The sequence below is a fragment of the Burkholderia sp. PAMC 26561 genome (assembly GCF_001557535.2).
Taxonomy (GTDB): domain Bacteria; phylum Pseudomonadota; class Gammaproteobacteria; order Burkholderiales; family Burkholderiaceae; genus Caballeronia.
This window is the reverse complement of the sequence record NZ_CP014315.1, coordinates 41698-57676: the sequence shown is the minus strand read 5'-3', so window position 1 is coordinate 57676 and position 15979 is coordinate 41698. Positions and strand designations below refer to the sequence as shown.

The 15979-nt window shown below is 61.6% G+C and carries 12 protein-coding genes; 9 read left to right on the top strand and 3 right to left on the bottom strand.

All coding sequences use genetic code 11. From position 1 onward, the window contains the following. The first annotated feature begins 1 nt into the window (after position 1). From AXG89_RS34875 to AXG89_RS34865, 3 genes are read left to right on the top strand one after another with little or no spacing between them, the layout of a single operon-like run. Positions 2-805 carry an ABC transporter ATP-binding protein gene (locus AXG89_RS34875; RefSeq protein ID WP_062001502.1) on the top strand — a complete coding sequence of 268 codons (804 nt, stop codon included), beginning with the start codon at positions 2-4 and terminating at the stop codon, positions 803-805. 35 nt (positions 806-840) lie between these two features. After that, entirely contained in the window at positions 841-1653 is an 813-nt protein-coding gene (locus tag AXG89_RS34870) for an ABC transporter permease (protein WP_062002307.1), read from the top strand. Between the two features lie 10 nt (positions 1654-1663). Then, positions 1664-3088: an amidohydrolase family protein gene (locus AXG89_RS34865; RefSeq protein WP_062001503.1), complete on the top strand. Its 1425-nt coding sequence runs from the start codon at positions 1664-1666 to the stop codon at positions 3086-3088. An 18-nt stretch (positions 3089-3106) separates the two neighbouring features. Here the strand turns inward: AXG89_RS34865 and AXG89_RS34860 are convergent, their stop codons facing one another. The 3 genes from AXG89_RS34860 to imuA are packed head-to-tail and all read right to left on the bottom strand — an operon-like array spanning position 3107 to position 8390. After that, positions 3107-6256, bottom strand: coding sequence for an error-prone DNA polymerase (locus AXG89_RS34860; protein ID WP_062001504.1), 3150 nt, complete (start codon positions 6254-6256; stop codon positions 3107-3109). 6 nt (positions 6257-6262) lie between these two features. After that, positions 6263-7753: a Y-family DNA polymerase gene (locus AXG89_RS34855; protein WP_062001505.1), complete on the bottom strand. Its 1491-nt coding sequence runs from the start codon at positions 7751-7753 to the stop codon at positions 6263-6265. Continuing rightward, positions 7683-8390: a translesion DNA synthesis-associated protein ImuA gene (gene imuA / locus AXG89_RS34850; RefSeq protein ID WP_119024866.1), complete on the bottom strand. Its 708-nt coding sequence runs from the start codon at positions 8388-8390 to the stop codon at positions 7683-7685. Before imuA ends, AXG89_RS34855 begins: the two co-directional genes overlap by 71 nt. 261 nt (positions 8391-8651) lie before the next feature. On the opposite strand from imuA, the gene AXG89_RS34845 reads away from it, so the two are divergent. The 6 genes from AXG89_RS34845 (at position 8652) to AXG89_RS34820 (ending at position 15921) form a co-directional block, all read left to right on the top strand. Continuing rightward, positions 8652-9413, top strand: coding sequence for an enoyl-CoA hydratase/isomerase family protein (locus AXG89_RS34845; protein WP_062001506.1), 762 nt, complete (start codon positions 8652-8654; stop codon positions 9411-9413). 47 nt (positions 9414-9460) lie between these two features. Beyond that, complete coding sequence (locus tag AXG89_RS34840) at positions 9461-10522, top strand: ABC transporter substrate-binding protein (RefSeq protein WP_119024865.1); 1062 nt, start codon at positions 9461-9463, stop codon at positions 10520-10522. A gap of 10 nt (positions 10523-10532) precedes the next feature. Further along, the gene (locus tag AXG89_RS34835) at positions 10533-11594 is read left to right on the top strand and encodes an ABC transporter ATP-binding protein (RefSeq protein WP_062001507.1); all 1062 of its coding nucleotides are present in this window, start codon (positions 10533-10535) and stop codon (positions 11592-11594) included. A gap of 25 nt (positions 11595-11619) precedes the next feature. Beyond that, positions 11620-13401: an ABC transporter permease subunit gene (locus AXG89_RS34830; protein WP_075358035.1), complete on the top strand. Its 1782-nt coding sequence runs from the start codon at positions 11620-11622 to the stop codon at positions 13399-13401. A gap of 27 nt (positions 13402-13428) precedes the next feature. Then, on the top strand, positions 13429-14961 hold the full coding sequence (locus AXG89_RS34825; protein WP_075358034.1) for an AMP-binding protein: 1533 nt from the start codon (positions 13429-13431) through the stop codon (positions 14959-14961). Positions 14962-15072: 111 nt separating this feature from the next. Further along, a complete protein-coding gene (locus AXG89_RS34820; RefSeq protein ID WP_231941515.1) occupies positions 15073-15921 on the top strand; it encodes an IclR family transcriptional regulator in 849 nt (282 codons plus the stop codon). Positions 15922-15979 lie beyond the last annotated feature (58 nt).

Sequence of the window (15979 nt, the reverse complement as noted above, 5' to 3'; positions counted from 1 at the left end):
CATGAACGCCAATTCCCCTGATGCCGCCGCTGCGCTTTCGGTGCAGCGCGTCGACAAGATCTATGCAAACGGCACGGTTGCACTGGAAGATGCGCGGCTGACGATTCCTCAAGGCGATTTCGTCTCGCTGCTCGGGCCGTCGGGCTGCGGCAAAAGCACGTTGCTGAAGATGTTCGCGGGTATCGAGACGCCGACGCACGGACACATGCGCTGGTGGGGCCAGCCTTTCGATACGGTCGGCTCAGCCGGTCGCCGCATGTCGATGGTCTTCCAGGAAGCGACATTGATGCCGTGGGCGAGCATTGCGGATAACGTGCGTTTGCCGCTGGATCTTGCGGGCGTTCCAAGGCGTGACGCCGATGCGCGTGTTGCCGACGCACTCGCGAACGTCGGCCTGGAAAATTTCGGCAAGGTGCGGCCGCGCGAGTTGTCCGGCGGCATGCAGATGCGTGCTTCGCTCGCGCGTGCGCTTGTGACCGAACCCGATTTGCTGCTCCTCGATGAACCCTTCGGCGCGCTCGATGAATTTACGCGCAACAAGCTCGACAGCGATCTGCGTACGTTGTGGAAAAAGCGCGGCATGACGGTCGTGTTCGTCACGCACAGCATTTACGAGTCGGTGTATTTGTCGGAGCGCGTGGTCGTGATGCAGGCGCGGCCGGGGAGGGTGATTGCGGAGGTGGCGATCGACGGGGCCGCGGAGCGCGACGATGCGTATCGCGTGTCCGCGCCTTTCATGCAGCATTGCAAGACGCTCTCCGATCTCATCAGCGATGCACATCACACCTCTCTAGGGGCGCACTGATGACCAGCCCGACACTTACGTCCCGCACGTCCGCCATGAAACGGTTATCGAAGGTCGAGAGGCGGCCGCTCTTGCATCGTCCCGGGGCAATGAAAGCCGCAGCGCCCTGGTTCGTCGGCATTGTGATGTTGCTGTTATGGGAAGGCTGGTGCGCGTTGTTCAAAGTGCCGGTTTATCTCGTACCCGCGCCGCACGACATTGCAATCCAGTTGCTGAAAGACGGCCCGATGCTGCTCGCGGCGCTGGCTGCAACGCTCAAGATCACGTTGCTCGCGTTCGCGCTTGCAACCGTGATTGGCGTGACGATTGCGTTGCTGTTCGTGCAGAGTCCATTGATCGAAGCGAGTTTTTTCCCGTACGCGATTCTTTTGCAAGTCACGCCGATCGTCGCGATTGCGCCGCTCATCATCATCTGGGTGAAGGACACCACCTTCGCACTCGTGATCTGCGCTACGCTCGTGGCCCTGTTCCCGATCATCTCGAACACGGCGCTCGGGTTGCGTAGCGTGAACCCGGGGCTGATCAACCTGTTTCGCATCAATCGCGCGACACGTTGGCAGACGCTCGTGCGCCTGCGCATTCCGAGTGCGCTGCCGTATTTCTTCGGTGGCTTGCGCATATCGAGCGGGTTGTCGCTGATCGGCGCGGTGGTGGCCGAGTTCGTGGCCGGCACGGGCGGCAGCGGCGCGGGGCTTGCTTATCAGATCCTGCAAGCGGGTTTTCAGTTGAACATTCCGCGGCTCTTTGCTGCGTTGTTCCTGATTACGGTAACAGGCGTGGTGCTGTTTGGCATCACCGCATGGGTGTCGCGCATCGGTTTGCGCGGCTGGCACGAAAGCGAACTGTGAGCGCGATTACATGAGTATCCTGATTCGAAATGCAGCGGCCATCATGACCGGTGGCGCAGGCAGCCCCGACGATCCGTCGCGTGCGGCAGGCCCCGATATCCGCATTGAAGGCGAGACTATCCAGGCAATCGGCGCGCTCGTGCCGCATGCCAGTGAGACGGTGATCGACGCTACCGATTGCGTGGTTTATCCGGCATGGGTCAACACCCATCATCATCTGTTTCAGTCCTTGCTCAAGGGTGATACGGCCGGGCTCAACGCATCGCTGACCCCGTGGCTTGCAGCAACGCCGTATCGCTTCCGTGCATCGTTCGACGAAAAACGGTTCCGTCTCGCGGCGCGCATCGGGATGATCGAGTTGATGCGCTCGGGCTGCACGACGGTCGCCGATCACAACTACGTGTATTACCCGGGCATGCCGTTCGACAGTTCCGCCATTCTCTTCGATGAAGCCGAAAAGCTCGGCTTGCGTTTCGTGCTGCTGCGCGGCGGCGCGACAAAAACGCGGCAACTGGAAGCCGAGTTGCCGAGCGCGTTGCGGCCTGAATCCATCGATTCGTATATTGCGGATATCGAGCGGCTTGCGGCGACTTATCACGATGCATCGCCGCGGGCGATGCGCCGCGTCGTGATGGCGCCGACCACGGTTTTGTATTCCATCTCCCCGGCCGAGATGCGGCAGACCGCGGCGGTTGCCCGGCGGCTCGGGTTGCGTTTGCACAGTCATCTATCGGAGACCGTGTCGTATCAGGACAGCGCGCATGCCATGCACGCATGTTCGCCGGTTGCGTTTTGCGGCGAGCACGATTGGCTTGGCAGCGATGTCTGGTACGCACATCTCGTGAAGCTCGATGCCGATGAAATCGCGATGCTCGCGCAAACGCGCACGGGCGTGGCGCATTGTCCGCAATCGAATGGACGTCTGGGCAGCGGCATCGCGCCGATCCGCGAGATGGCGGATGCAGGCGTGCCGGTGTCCATCGGCGTGGACGGTGCGGCATCGAATGAAGCTGCCGATATGATTTCAGAGGTCCACATGGCGTGGCTCGCGCAACGGGCGCGGCGCGGGATGGCGGCGCAGGCGGTTTATCGGGGTGGGAGTTTTGAGGGTGGCGCCGATGCCGCGACGGTGGATGAAGTGGTGCACTGGGGCACGGCGGGTGGAGCGAACGTGCTGGGTTTGCCGGAGGTCGGTCGGATTGCAGTGGGATTTTCGGCGGATGTGGCGGTGTATCGGCTGGACGATCCGCGTTACTTCGGCCTGCACGATCCGGCGATAGGGCCGGTTGCATCGGGCGGACGGCCGTCGTTGGCGGCGTTGTTTTCGGCGGGTATGCAGGTCGTTAGAGATGATGTTATCGAAGGCGTCGACTTGCAGGAATTGCGGCGGGAATCGATGAGCGCGGTCAAGGCGATGTTGGCGGAGGTGGGGTAAAGAGTTCATGAAAAGGGTTTAATGAAAATCCCGGCTAACACTGGCCAGCCCGCCCAGCATATGCGACATATCCACCAGCCGCTGTGCAACAAGGTGCTTCACCTCGCCTTCACATTGCCAGGTGCCATACACCGCAAGCAGCGTCGCGCCCAGCGCCTCGCGCCGCTGCCTTTCCAGCAAACTCGGCCACACGATCACATTCACATTTCCCGTTTCGTCTTCCAGCGTGACGAACATCACACCCTTCGCGGTCCCCGGCCGCTGCCTCACGGTCACCAAACCGCAACCACGCGCGAGCTTGCCATTGCGATAACTGTGCAACGTCGCCGCCGGCATCAATCGATGCGCAAGCAATTCCGCCCGCAGCAATTCAAGCGGATGGCGTCCAAGCGATAAACCGACCGTCTTGTAGTCGCTGATGATATCGTCGGCTTCCGATGGAGCGCCCAGCACAGGCGTTGCGTCTTCCATGCGTGCATCGTTCAGCATGTCCTTGTCGGGTACGGCGGCGACCGATTGCCAAAGCGCTTCCCGCCGGTTCCCCGCCAGCGATGTCAGCGCATTCGCTGCAGCCAGCACCTGCAGATCGTGCCGGTCGAGCTGCGCCCGTTGCGCGAGGTCCCCCACGCTCGTGAACTGACGCACCGAACGCGCCGTTTCGATGCGCTCCGCTGAGCCATCGCGCATTCCCTTGAGCAGCGATAAACCCATCCGCACCGCGGTCTTGTTTCCATCGGCATCACGCTCGAGCACCGCATCCCAGCCGCTGATGGTGACATCGACGGGAAGCACGACAACGCCATGACGCCGCGCATCTTGCACGAGCTGCGAAGGCGAATAAAAACCCATTGGCTGCGAGTTGAGCATGGCGGCAAGAAACGCCGCAGGCTCATGGCACTTCAACCAGCTGCTGACATACACGAGCAATGCAAAACTCGCCGCGTGGCTTTCAGGAAAACCGTATTCACCGAAGCCCTTGATCTGCTCGAATATGCCTTCTGCAAAGACTCTTTCATAACCGCGCTCGGTCATGCCGTTCACGATCCGGTCGTAGTATTTCCCGAGACCGCCTTTGCGTTTCCAGGCGGCCATCGCGCGACGCAAGGCATCGGCTTCGCCGGCTGTGAAACCGGCCGCGATCATCGCGATCTGCATCACTTGTTCCTGGAAGATCGGCACGCCGAGGGTTCTTTCGAGCGCGACCTTCAGGGCATCGTTGGGAAAAGTCACCGGCTCAAATCCCTGGCGCCGGCGCAAATAGGGATGCACGGCACCGCCTTGAATCGGACCCGGACGCACGATCGCAACCTCGATCACGAGATCATAAAATTTTTGCGGCTTGAGCCGCGGCAACATCGACATTTGCGCACGCGATTCGATCTGGAACACGCCGACGGTATCCGCCCGCGAGATCATCTCGTAAGTCGTTTTATCCTCACGTGGAATGTCCTGCATCTCAAAGTGCTCGCCGCGTTTCTCCGAAATGATATCGAGCGTGCGCCTGATTGCGGACAGCATGCCGAGCGCAAGCACATCGACTTTCAAAAGGCCGAGCGCTTCCAGATCGTCCTTGTCCCACTGAATGACGCTACGATCGGCCATCGCCGCGTTTTCGATGGGAACCAGCCGCGTGAGCTTGTCCCGGCTGATCACAAACCCGCCGGAATGCTGCGACAAATGCCGTGGAAAATTCAGTAATTGCGCCGCAAGCGATGCCCACGACTGAATCAGCGGATTCTCCGGATCGAGTCCGGATTCTATGAAGCGTTGCAGCAAGTCCTGACTGGTATCGAACCATTGATGCGACTTCGCGACGCGATCCACGATCTGCGGATCGACACCCAGCGCCTTGCCCGTCTCACGCAATGCGCCGCGCGGCCGGTATGTCGATACCGCCGCCGCAATCGCCGTCCGGTCCCGCCCATATTTCCTGTAGATGTACTGGATCACTTCTTCGCGCCGCTGATGCTCGAAGTCGACATCGATATCCGGCGGCTCACCGCGCTCCTTGCTGATGAAGCGCTCGAACAGCATGCTGCTGCTTGCGGGATCCACTTCGGTCACACCGAGGCAATAGCAGACGGCGGAATTCGCGGCCGATCCACGTCCCTGGCACAGAATGTTTTCACTGCGCGCAAAGCGCACGAGATCGTACACGGTAAGAAAATACGGCTCGTATTCCAGATCCACGATCAGATCGAGTTCGTGTTCTATCTGCGCCTGGACTTCATGCGGCACGCCTGAAGGAAAGCGGCGCTGCGCGCCAATATACGTTTCCTGCCTTAGATAGGAAGCCGATGTATAGCCTTTGGGCACGAGTTCATCGGGGTATTCATATTTGAGTTCTTGCAGTGAAAAAGTGCAGCGCGAAAGTACGGTGAGCGTTTCCCGCAGGGTTTGCTCAGGGTAAAGATTAGCAAGCCGCAGCCGTGACCGCAGATGCTGCTCGGCGTTCGGCGCGAGCTCGTAACCGCACTGGGACACAGGCTTGCCAATGCGGATCGCCGTCATGGTGTCCTGCAGCGGCTTGCGCGAACGCACGTGCATCACCACGTTGCCAGTTGCGACCACGGGTACTTTATAAAGCGATGCAATGTGTTCGACCGTCCCTCTGTGCATATCGTCGAGTGCACGCTGATGCAGCGTCAAGCCGACCCACGCGCGTTGAGCAAACGTGGTGTCGAGCCATTCGACCTGGGCATCGAGCGCGGCTTCTTTCGCTGGGAAATCGGGCACGAGGATCGCGAGGCAATCCGGCATGCCGCGCAGATGGGCGAATTCTTTATCCGGGCGCGCGAGATCGTTCGGCGTGAGCAGGTATTCGCCCTTTTTCGAGCGCATCCGCGCGATGGTGATCAACTCCGACAAATTGCCGTAACCCTCGCGGTTCTGCGCCAGCAAGACGAGCCCGAACGCCGGCGACCGGTCCGCATTGACGAGCCTGAAATACGAGCCGATCACAAGCGGAAAGTCGAGATGCTTCGCCTCCACATGCGCGCGCACGACGCCCGCAAGCGAGCATTCGTCGGTGATCGCGAGACCGGCGTATCCAAGCTGAGCCGCGCGCGCGACCAGCTCTTCTCCACGCGACGCACCGTGGAGAAATGTGAAATTGGAAAACGCAAATAGCTCCGCATACGCGGGCAGCGTGGAGAAGGTCGTATCCACGGCGCGTCATCCAAAGAGGCCGTGGAGAAACCAGCGTGGGTCGTCGGCCTCCGCGCTGCCCGGCCGCTCACGATAAATCCAGTAGCAGCTTTGATCGTTCGCCTGCGCGACGAAATAATCGCGGCTGGTCAGGTTGTTATCGAACCATCCGGCTTCTATGCGTTCCGCCGGTGACACCGTTTTCAGCGGCGAGCCATAAAACGGCCGATGGTTTTTCATCATCAACTGCAGTGGTTTTTCAAGCAGCCATGCGGGACGCGGCAGATCTGACGGCATGCCTTCGGGCTTGGCGGGAAGAGAGGTATCGGTGACGGAAATCCAGCGGTTCGCGCATTCCGGCCGATGATCCGACGACGGCGCCGCCCGCAGCACATTCTCGGCGCCAAGCCTTGCAACCAGCAATTCCAGCAGCCGGTTATGGTCCTCGGGCGAGCCGCCGGGTTCGGGGAAAAGCGTCTCGGTGGGCGGCTCGGCCGCCTGAATTTTTGCAGCGCTCAACCGCATGGCAATGACCGCCGCGACGAGTTCCGTGCGCCCGAGCCGCTCCTTGAACAGGCGCACGAGATGCTGTTCGTGCCAGGTCGGTTCGGCAAGCGCGATCTGGATGATCGTCGGGTCGATGGCGCTGCGCCCGCGCTCATGTTCCAGCGTGAGCGTGGCGTGCGTGAGCGCGAGTTGCTGCGTGCTCAGCCAGCCGCACATTTGCACGATCAGCCGGCGCGCGGAAAACAGCATGGCTTCCGCATTTTCGATGCGATCCGGCAACTCGATACGCGCACTGAACGCCGGCGGCACGGCCAGCCACTCGTACAACTCGGGCGCGATGCCGTAAGCGCGATCCAGTGAGTCGAGCAGCGCGACGCCGCAGCGTTTTTTCAGGCCTGCGCGCGGCAGGCGCCGGATGTCGTTCAGCGTCTTGCAGCCGAGCCCCGAAAACCAGTCGGCGAACGCGCGCACTTCCTGTACGGACTGAAACGGCAGCGCGCCGAGCTTGCGTTCGAGCGACGCCATTTTCAGCACGCGCCGCCTGATGTGGGCACGGCCCGCGCTTTTGGCAAGCAGCCAGGCGCCCTGACCCGTCGGCGATGTACTCACGCGCGCACTGAGACCGATTGCATCGACGATATCCCGCATCTGCTGGCACAACTTCACGATACCGCCAAACAGCCGCAAGCTCGCCGTTACATCCACAACGATGGTTTCCTCGTCGCACAACGCGACCATGGGCGAGAACTTCATCAACGAAAAAGCGGCCTCGCGCATCACGTCCTGTTCCTTGACCAGGTCGCGCTCGAACATCAGCGTGTCGGGCGCCAACGTGAGCACGCCGCCGCGCTTCATGCCGAGGCACACGCCGGCCTCGCGAGCACCCGGGTCCGCGATCAGGACCTTGTCGTGGTCGAGGACGACGCAGCCGTGTTCAGGCCTACGCGACCAGCGTGGACGGAACACTTCCAGCGACAACCGCGGTAGATGGATGCCGACGTACACGGGCATGGGGGCTCAACAAAATGGGAGAGGGTTGCAGGGTGACTGACAGTCTTTCGGTGCGGATCGGGCCTTTGCGCTTGATGACATCGACAACAATGCCGCTGCCCGCCGGACGCACCGCCAGCCGCAACGTAGCCGGCGACGAATCCGGCGCGCACGCAAGCGGGCGCACCACCATGAACAGTGTTTCTGACGACTGCGCGGCCAGGTGCAGACGCCGCAGCGACTCGGTGCGCATATGTTGCTGCCAGAAAACGAGTGCGCCGCAACTGCCGGCCTTGAGAATTTGCTCGGCTGACCAGAGGGCATCGGCCATTTTTGCCGCACGCAACCGGAGCAGTTTGTCGAGCGGCACGCCTAGGTAGGCGAACGCAAGCGAGTTCGGAATATGGGGCGGCTGCACGAGCGCGATCGGGCGTTTGCTCACGGCGGCGAGCGCCGGGCGCAGCAGCCTGACTTCGCCCACGCCCGGCTGCTGCACCAGCAACTCGATCAGCGTGCCCAGGGGCCAGCCGCCGCCGGGCAATTCAGCGGAAAGCACGGCATAGCCCGTGTCGACCGTCTGTCCGTGCGAGCGGGCAAGCTGCGACCCGCGCCACAAGGCGATTCCCCCCAAACCGGGATGCGTGGTCGAGTCGATCAGGGCGTCGAGACGGCACGACGCCTTGCTGGACTGCGGGAGTTTCTCTGGATTGCCGAAGGCGGAGTTCACGGGGGACCTCTTGCTGAGTACTGTACAAATATACAGTAATTCTAGCGCAGGAATTCTCCACCCGGGAAACCAATAGGACAGTTCTTAAGCGCGTGTGTCACGCCGGCAGACAGGTGAAAACTCCTGCTTGCGCTCTGTTTTTGCTCAACGTATATTGAATGTCACCCAACAACTATTGCGATGCGATAAAAAATGACTGAAGACATTTTGGTATCCCGCCATGAACGTGTAGCGATCATCACGCTCAATCGTCCGGAAAAACTCAATGCGTGGACCACGCCGATGCGCAACGCGATCATCGACGCACTGGAACGCTTCGACGCTGACGACAATGTCACGGCGATCATCATGACGGGCGCCGGCAACCGCGCCTTTTCTGCCGGGCAGGATCTCTCGGAGGCCCATGACTTCGACGGCGAACGTGCGGTCGCCTGGGTCAAGGAATGGCAGCGTTACTACGCTGCGCTGCGCGGCCTCAAGAAGCCGCTGGTGATGGCGCTGAACGGCACGGCAGCGGGCTCGGCGTTCCAGGTGGCGCTGCTTGGCGACATCCGCGTCGGTCATCCGGGCGTGCGCATGGGCCAGCCGGAAATCAACGCGGGTATCGCGAGCACGACCGGTCCGTGGATCATGAACTCCATGCTCGGCATGTCGCGCACGATCGAACTGACGCTCACGGGCCGCCTGATGGACGCCGATGAATGCAAGCAGATCGGCCTGATTCACCACATCGTGGCCGAAGAAAAGGTACTGGAAAAAGCGCTCGAGATCGCGACCGACCTGGGCAACAAACCGCCGGTTGCAATGCGTCTGGATAAACAGCGATTCCGCGAAATGACCGAGCCGGGTTTTCAGGACTGCATAGAAGCGGGCGCTCGCATTCAGCGCGAAGCCTACGATTCGGGCGAACCCGCTCGCATGATGGAAGAGTTCTTCCGCAAGCGCGCGAAGTGAGCCGGTTGCGTTTCATCTACTGAACCATCGAGCGGGAGACCATGGCAATGACGCAACACTTCAACGAAAAGCGGCGCCGACTGTTGCAGGGTGCAGGCGCACTTGCGCTCGCGGGTGCAATGCCGGTGCTTGTCCGCGCGGACGACAAGCAGATTGTCGTGTCGGACCCGGGCGGCCCTTATACGACTGCGTATCGTCAGGCGTTTTACGATCCGTTCGAAAAAGCGACGGGCATCAAGGTGGTAAGCGTTGCACGCGAGTCGCAGCCGGTCGCGCAGTTCGAAGCGATGGTAAAGACGAAAAACTATGTGTGGGACGTGACCACACTCACGCTTTCCGCCGACATTCCATACCTCGAAGCGAAGGGCCTGATGGAGCCCATCGGCCTCAAGCCGTCCGACTTCCCGGATGTGATGCCCGAAGCGATCACGCCCAACTGGCTGGGCGTGGACGTCTATTCCACGGTGCTCGCGTACCGCACCGACAAATTCCAGGCGAACGGCCCGAAATCGTGGGCGGACTTCTGGGACGTCAAGCGTTTTCCGGGCCGCCGCTGCCTGCGGCGCAGTCCGCTCGACACGCTGGAGCAAGCGTTGCTCGCCGACGGCGTGCCGCTCGACAAGCTCTATCCGCTCGACGTCGACCGCGCATTCAAGAGTCTCGACAAGATCAAACCGCATATTGCGATCTGGTGGACTTCGGGTGCGCAGTCCATGCAGGCAATCCAGAGTGGCGACGTCGACATGATTTCACTATGGAACGGCCGCGCGCAGTCCGCGATCGACGGCGGTGCGCCGGTCAGGATCGTCTGGAATCAGGGCCTGTATTCCATCGAAGGATGGGGTATTCCCAAAGGCACGCCGCGCGCCGAGATGGCGAAGCAGTTCGTGCGCTTCTGCGCGGACGCAAAGCGTCAGGCGCTCCTCACGCAGACACTTGCTTACGGACCCACCAACCGCAAGTCGTTCGAAACCATCCCGCCGCAGCGCGTTCCCTTGTTGCCGACTGCGCCGGACAACATCCGCGACATGAAGCTGCCAAGTCCGCAGTGGTGGCAGGAGAATCGCCAGAAGGTCACTGAACGCTTCAATACGTGGATCATTTCGTAAAGGTGCAACGATGAGCGCAAAACTGGAAGCGATCGGGCTGACCAAGCGTTACGGCGATACCGTCGCGCTGGAGCCGACCAGCATGACCGTGCAGGCCGGCGAATTCCTGACGCTGCTCGGTCCTTCCGGGTCGGGCAAGACCACGCTGCTCCAGATGATTTCGGGGCTGGTCGCGCCCAGCGCCGGGCGCATCGAGATAGACGGACGAGATGTGACGCACGTCGAACCGGGCAAGCGCGGCATCGGCATGGTGTTCCAAAGCTATGCGCTGTTTCCGCACATGAGCGTGTGGGACAACGTCGCTTACGGCTTGCGAATGCGCCGCAAGTCGCGCGAGGACGTGCGCGAGGCAGTGGAAGGCGCGCTCGAAATGGTGCGCATGAGCGAATACAAAGGGCGGTTTCCAAAGGAGCTGTCCGGCGGGCAGCAGCAGCGCATCGCACTCGCGCGCTGCTTCGCCTACCGTCCGTCGGTGATTTTGCTCGACGAGCCGCTCGGCGCACTCGATAAAAAGCTGCGTGAGCACATGCAGGCGGAAATACGCCGTCTCCACAAGGAGCTCGGTGCGACCTTCGTCTATGTGACGCACGATCAGGACGAAGCACTCACGCTTTCGGACCGCATCTGCCTGATGAACGATGCGCGCATCGAGCAGATCGGCACACCCGCCGATTTGTACGATCGGCCCGCGACGCGCTTCGCGGCTGGTTTCATCGGCCATTCGAATCTGCTCGAAGGCGCGCTCGCGGACACGCCTGATGCAAGCGGCGAGCCCATCCTGCTCGTGGCCGGCGGCCGCATTCCGCTGCCGCGCACCGCGAAGCCCGGTCAAGCCGCACGCCATACCTTGCTGCTGCGGCCCGAGGCGCTGGAGTTCGTCGAGCCGAAGCGCGGTTTTGTCGATGGCCGTATCGACGACATTGTGTTCTTCGGCAGCGACACGCACGTGCAACTGTCGCTGCCCGATGGCAGCGAACTCACGGCGCGTTGCGCACGCACGCTCAGTCCGCGCATTGGAGACACGGTGGGCCTGACATGGGACCCATACCGCACCACGCTGCTTCATGCGTGACGCTTAGCGCCGCAAAGGAATTTTCATGACTCTCGCCATACGTGTGCCGCGTTCCACCGACACTGCGCGGCGGCGAAGCGCCTGGCTCGCCGCTTCGTTGCGCTTCGCACCGGTTGTGCCGACCTTGCTGTTCCTGCTGGTGTTCTTCATCTTGCCCGTGGGCGAGATCCTGCAAGGCGGCCTCGTCAACAGCGACGGCACGTACGGCTTCGGGCAGTTCGCCCGTATCGCCCGCACGCCTGTCTATGCCAAGGTGCTGTGGACCACATTCTCGATCTCACTGCTCACGGCGGCATTCTCGGTCGTGCTTGGATACCCGGTCGCTTATTTGCTGAGCCGCGTCTCGGACCGTGTGCGCGAGCGCTGGCTGCTGTGGATCATGCTGCCCTTCTGGACCAGCTATCTGGTCAAGACTTATGCGTGGATGCTGCTGCTGTCGAAGACCGGCGTTCTTTCCTCGATAGCACTTGCACTCGGCCTCGTTCATGAGACGACCGGCACGATTCCGTCGCTGACGGGCGTGCTGATCGGCATGGTGCATTCAATGCTGCCGCTGGCCGTCATGACGATGCTGCCAGTGATGCGCGGCATCGACGAGCGCCTTTCGCAGGCCGCCGAAACGCTCGGCGCCGAGCGCAGCACGAGCTTCTTCACGATGTTCCTGCCGCTCTCGTCACCGGGTGTGGCCGCGGCCGGACTGCTCGTGTTTGTCTCCAGTCTCGGCTTTTTTATCGTGCCCGCGCTGCTCGGTTCGCCACGCGAGACGATGATCGCGCAACTGGTGATCTCGTCGGTACTCGAACTGTTCGACATGCATTTTGCCGGCGCGCTTTCGACGGTGCTGTTGATATGCTCGATTGCGATTTTCTTCCTGTATGACCGCATGGTCGGCCTGACGTCGCTGACGGGCGAAGTGCGCGAACGCCAGCGCACGTCACGCGCGCAAGGGCTCAAGCTCGCGCTGCTGATCTGGGTGGGACGTATCTGCGCGCCGCTCGCAAGGCGGCGCGAAACTTTCCGGCAAGGTGACGGTGTCCGTCTCGTCAGTCCGCTCGGCCTCTTCACTATCGCGGTCATGATCGTGCTGGTCGTGCCGGTGCTGTCGGTGATTCCGTATGCGTTCACGCGCGGCGACTTTATCGCCTTTCCCCCGAAGCTTTTCAGTGTGCGCTGGTTCGGCACTTTCCTCGGGTCGCCGGTCTGGCAGAGCGCGGTGATCCGCTCGTTCGTGGTGGGATTCGGAACAGCGGTGCTGTCGGTCGTGCTCGGATTCGGCGCGACCCTCGCGATGACGCGCATGCCGCAGCGCGCCGTCAAACCGGTTTTCGCGTTGATGGTCGCGCCGTTGATCGTGCCGCGCATCGTCGTTGCGGTCGGGCTCCTGTATTTGCTGAGCCGGTTCGGGCTGACGGGAACCAATACCGGCCTGATCATCGGCCATACGGTGCTGGCGATTCCATATGTGGTCGTGACGCTCGCGGCCGGTTTCCAGCGCTTCGACTGGCGTCTGGACGATGCGGCACGCGTCATGGGCGCGTCTTCATTCCAGCGAATCCGCACCGTGGTGCTGCCGCTTCTGATGGCGAGCGTGAGCGCCGCGTTCCTGTTCGCTTTCCTCGTGTCGTTCGATGATCTGACGATCGCCATCTTTGTGAGCGGTGGAATCAACACGACCCTGCCCAAGCAAATGTGGGACGACATTCAACTGGCGATCACGCCGACACTGGCTGCGGTTTCAACGACCCTTGTCGTACTGATTGCGCTGGTGATTTCCGTTTCTTCCTGGCTCAAGCGCCGCACGCGCTGACATTGCACAATCGACGACTTAAAAGACATGCATTGCTATTCCGATTATTTTCCACATCGTCATCCGCAAGACGAACTCGATTGCGTTGCGCTTCTGGCGGCGGGCCTCTTTGCAGACCCTGCGCGTATCTTCCTGCATTACGAAAACCGCACCATCCGCTGCGACGAAGCGGTGAGACATATCGGACAGTTGCAGGCATGGTTCAAGCACACCGGAATCGAACAGGGCGACCGCGTCGCGGTGATGCTCGGAAACAGCCCGGAGCACATCTATCTGATCTATGCGCTGATCCTGAGCGGGGTCGTATGGGTGCCGGTCAATACCCGGCTGCGGGGAACGGGCCTTGAGTATCTGCTTCAGCATGCCGAGCCGAAGCTCTTCGTATTCGATCAGGAATTCGATGCCGTCACCGCGCAGATCGATTGCGGCGAAGCGCGGCGCGAGCGCTTGCCGGATGTCGCTGCACACGCCGCGACTGCCACACTGTACACGCCGGACATTGGCGTGCACGATCCGTTTTGCATCATCTACACGTCCGGCACGACGGGTGCGCCGAAGGGCGTCCTGTTCACGCACAGGATGATGCGTATCGCCAGCGAAGCCGCTTTGAAGGTCGCCGACGTGCGCGCCGGCGACCGTCTTTTCATGTGGGAGCCGCTGTGCCATATCGGCGGCGCACAGATGCTGCTGCTGCCGTTTCTCGCGTCCGTCACGTTGCATGTGGTGCCGCGCTTCTCCGCCTCGCAGTTCTGGCCGCAGGTGACACGCGCGGGCGCGACGCAGTTGCATTACCTGGGCGGCATACTCGACATCCTGATGCAGTTGCCCCGCGATGCACAGCCGCGCGATCATGCACTGCGCGTGGCATGGGGCGCGGGTGTCGGCGCCGCCGCGTGGCACGCCACAGAAGAGCGCCTGGGCGTCCGGCTGCGGGAATGCTACGGCATGACCGAATGCTCGAGCTTTGCGACGCTCAATGCAACGGGCAAAGCGGGTTCGATCGGAAAGGCGCTGCCGTGGTTCGACCTCGAACTTCTGGACGAGCAGGGCCGCCCGGTTGCGAACGGCGAGCCCGGCGAAATCGTGCTGACAAGTAAAGTGGAGGGGGCGTTGTTGCCCGCGTATCTGAAGAACGACGAAGCAACCCGCGCCGCGTTGCGCGATGGCAAGCTGCACACCGGCGACCACGCGCGGCGCGACGCGGACGGCGATCTGTTTTTCATTGGACGGCGAACCGACAGCATGCGGGTGCGCGGCGAGAACGTTTCGGCGTGGGAGATCGAGCGGGTGTTTGCCGGGCATCCGGCGGTCAAGGCGAGCGCCGCAATTGGCGTGGCGACATTGGTGGGGGAGCAGGACATCCTTCTGGATGTGCAGTTCAAGGACGCAGCCATAGACTGGGAAGCGCTCCATGCATGGGCTTCCGAGCGCCTCGCAAGCTTTCAGCTGCCGCGATATTACCGGGCTGTCGAGCAGTTCGAACTCACCGCGAGCGAACGGATCCGCAAGCATCTGCTTTCGCGGGACGTGGGTAACGCATGGGACAGGCTGCGCCGCTGAAGCTCTATCAGAGCGGAGCAAGGCGCAGTCAGCCAGTTATCTCATTCTGATACCTGTACAGCGACATGCGATAATGCGAGCCCGTGCCTGACCGATGCTGAGAACAAGAACGTGAGATCCGCCCCGCCCACCAGCCGCCGCAAGTCCAATGCGCCACTCGCCGTTTCCGGCGAGGAAAAGGCGAGCGATCCGACGGAGTCATCGCTCTTCGTGCAATCGGTTGAAAAGGCCATGCGCGTGCTGACCGCGTTCGACGGCAGCAAGCGGCAATTATCGCTTTCCGAAATCTCCGCACTGACCGGTTTCGACACAAGCGCCACGCAACGCTTCACGTTCACGCTGTCGGCGCTTGGCTACCTGTTCAAGGACCCGGACAGCCGCAAGTACGAACTGTCGCCCAAGCTGCTCGATTTCACTTATCACTATCTGACTTCCAACGAGCTGGTAAGCCGGGCCACGCCGTATCTTCAGCAACTCGGCTCAGAGACGGAAGAGGCCACTAATCTGACCGTGCTCGACGACGTCGACATCGTGTTTGTGCTGCGGATTGTCAGTCGCAACGTGTTCAATGCGCACGTGATCACAGGCTCGCGGTTGCCGGCGTATTGCACGGCGCCTGGTCTCGCGATCCTTGCCACGCTGCCGGATGGAGAGGTCGACGATATCCTGGCGCGCACCAATCTTGTCCAGTACACCGCATCCACCGTGCATCAGCCGCGCAAGATCAAGGAGCGCCTTGTGCAGATCCGCAAGCAGGGCTATGCGCATACGGAAGACGAATATTTCGTCGCCGATATCTCGACTGCCGCGGCCATCACCAACGCGCATGGCCGAGGCATCGGCGCGGTGAACATTGCCGTCGCGCGCTCACGCTGGCACGCCGATCGCGACGAACAGCGCTTTGCGGACCTGGTGGTGTCGACTGCATCCGCTATTTCGGCCCGTCGGCGCGCGGACTGACCGTCTCGTCACGTTTTCACCCAGGGGCCTGCTTTGGGTTCCACGTCCCGAGGCCGCC

Excerpts from the sequence above, each read along its gene's own strand:
- AXG89_RS34845 (WP_062001506.1), top strand. The coding sequence starts at position 8,652 with ATGACTGAAGACATTTTGGTATCCCGCCATGAACGTGTAGCGATCATC.
- AXG89_RS34825 (WP_075358034.1), top strand. The coding sequence starts at position 13,429 with ATGCATTGCTATTCCGATTATTTTCCACATCGTCATCCGCAAGACGAA.
- AXG89_RS34875 (WP_062001502.1), top strand. The coding sequence starts at position 2 with ATGAACGCCAATTCCCCTGATGCCGCCGCTGCGCTTTCGGTGCAGCGC.
- AXG89_RS34865 (WP_062001503.1), top strand. The coding sequence starts at position 1,664 with ATGAGTATCCTGATTCGAAATGCAGCGGCCATCATGACCGGTGGCGCA.
- AXG89_RS34835 (WP_062001507.1), top strand. The coding sequence starts at position 10,533 with ATGAGCGCAAAACTGGAAGCGATCGGGCTGACCAAGCGTTACGGCGAT.
- AXG89_RS34870 (WP_062002307.1), top strand. The coding sequence starts at position 841 with ATGAAACGGTTATCGAAGGTCGAGAGGCGGCCGCTCTTGCATCGTCCC.
- AXG89_RS34855 (WP_062001505.1), bottom strand. The coding sequence starts at position 7,753 with ATGCCCGTGTACGTCGGCATCCATCTACCGCGGTTGTCGCTGGAAGTG.
- AXG89_RS34830 (WP_075358035.1), top strand. The coding sequence starts at position 11,620 with ATGACTCTCGCCATACGTGTGCCGCGTTCCACCGACACTGCGCGGCGG.
- AXG89_RS34840 (WP_119024865.1), top strand. The coding sequence starts at position 9,461 with ATGACGCAACACTTCAACGAAAAGCGGCGCCGACTGTTGCAGGGTGCA.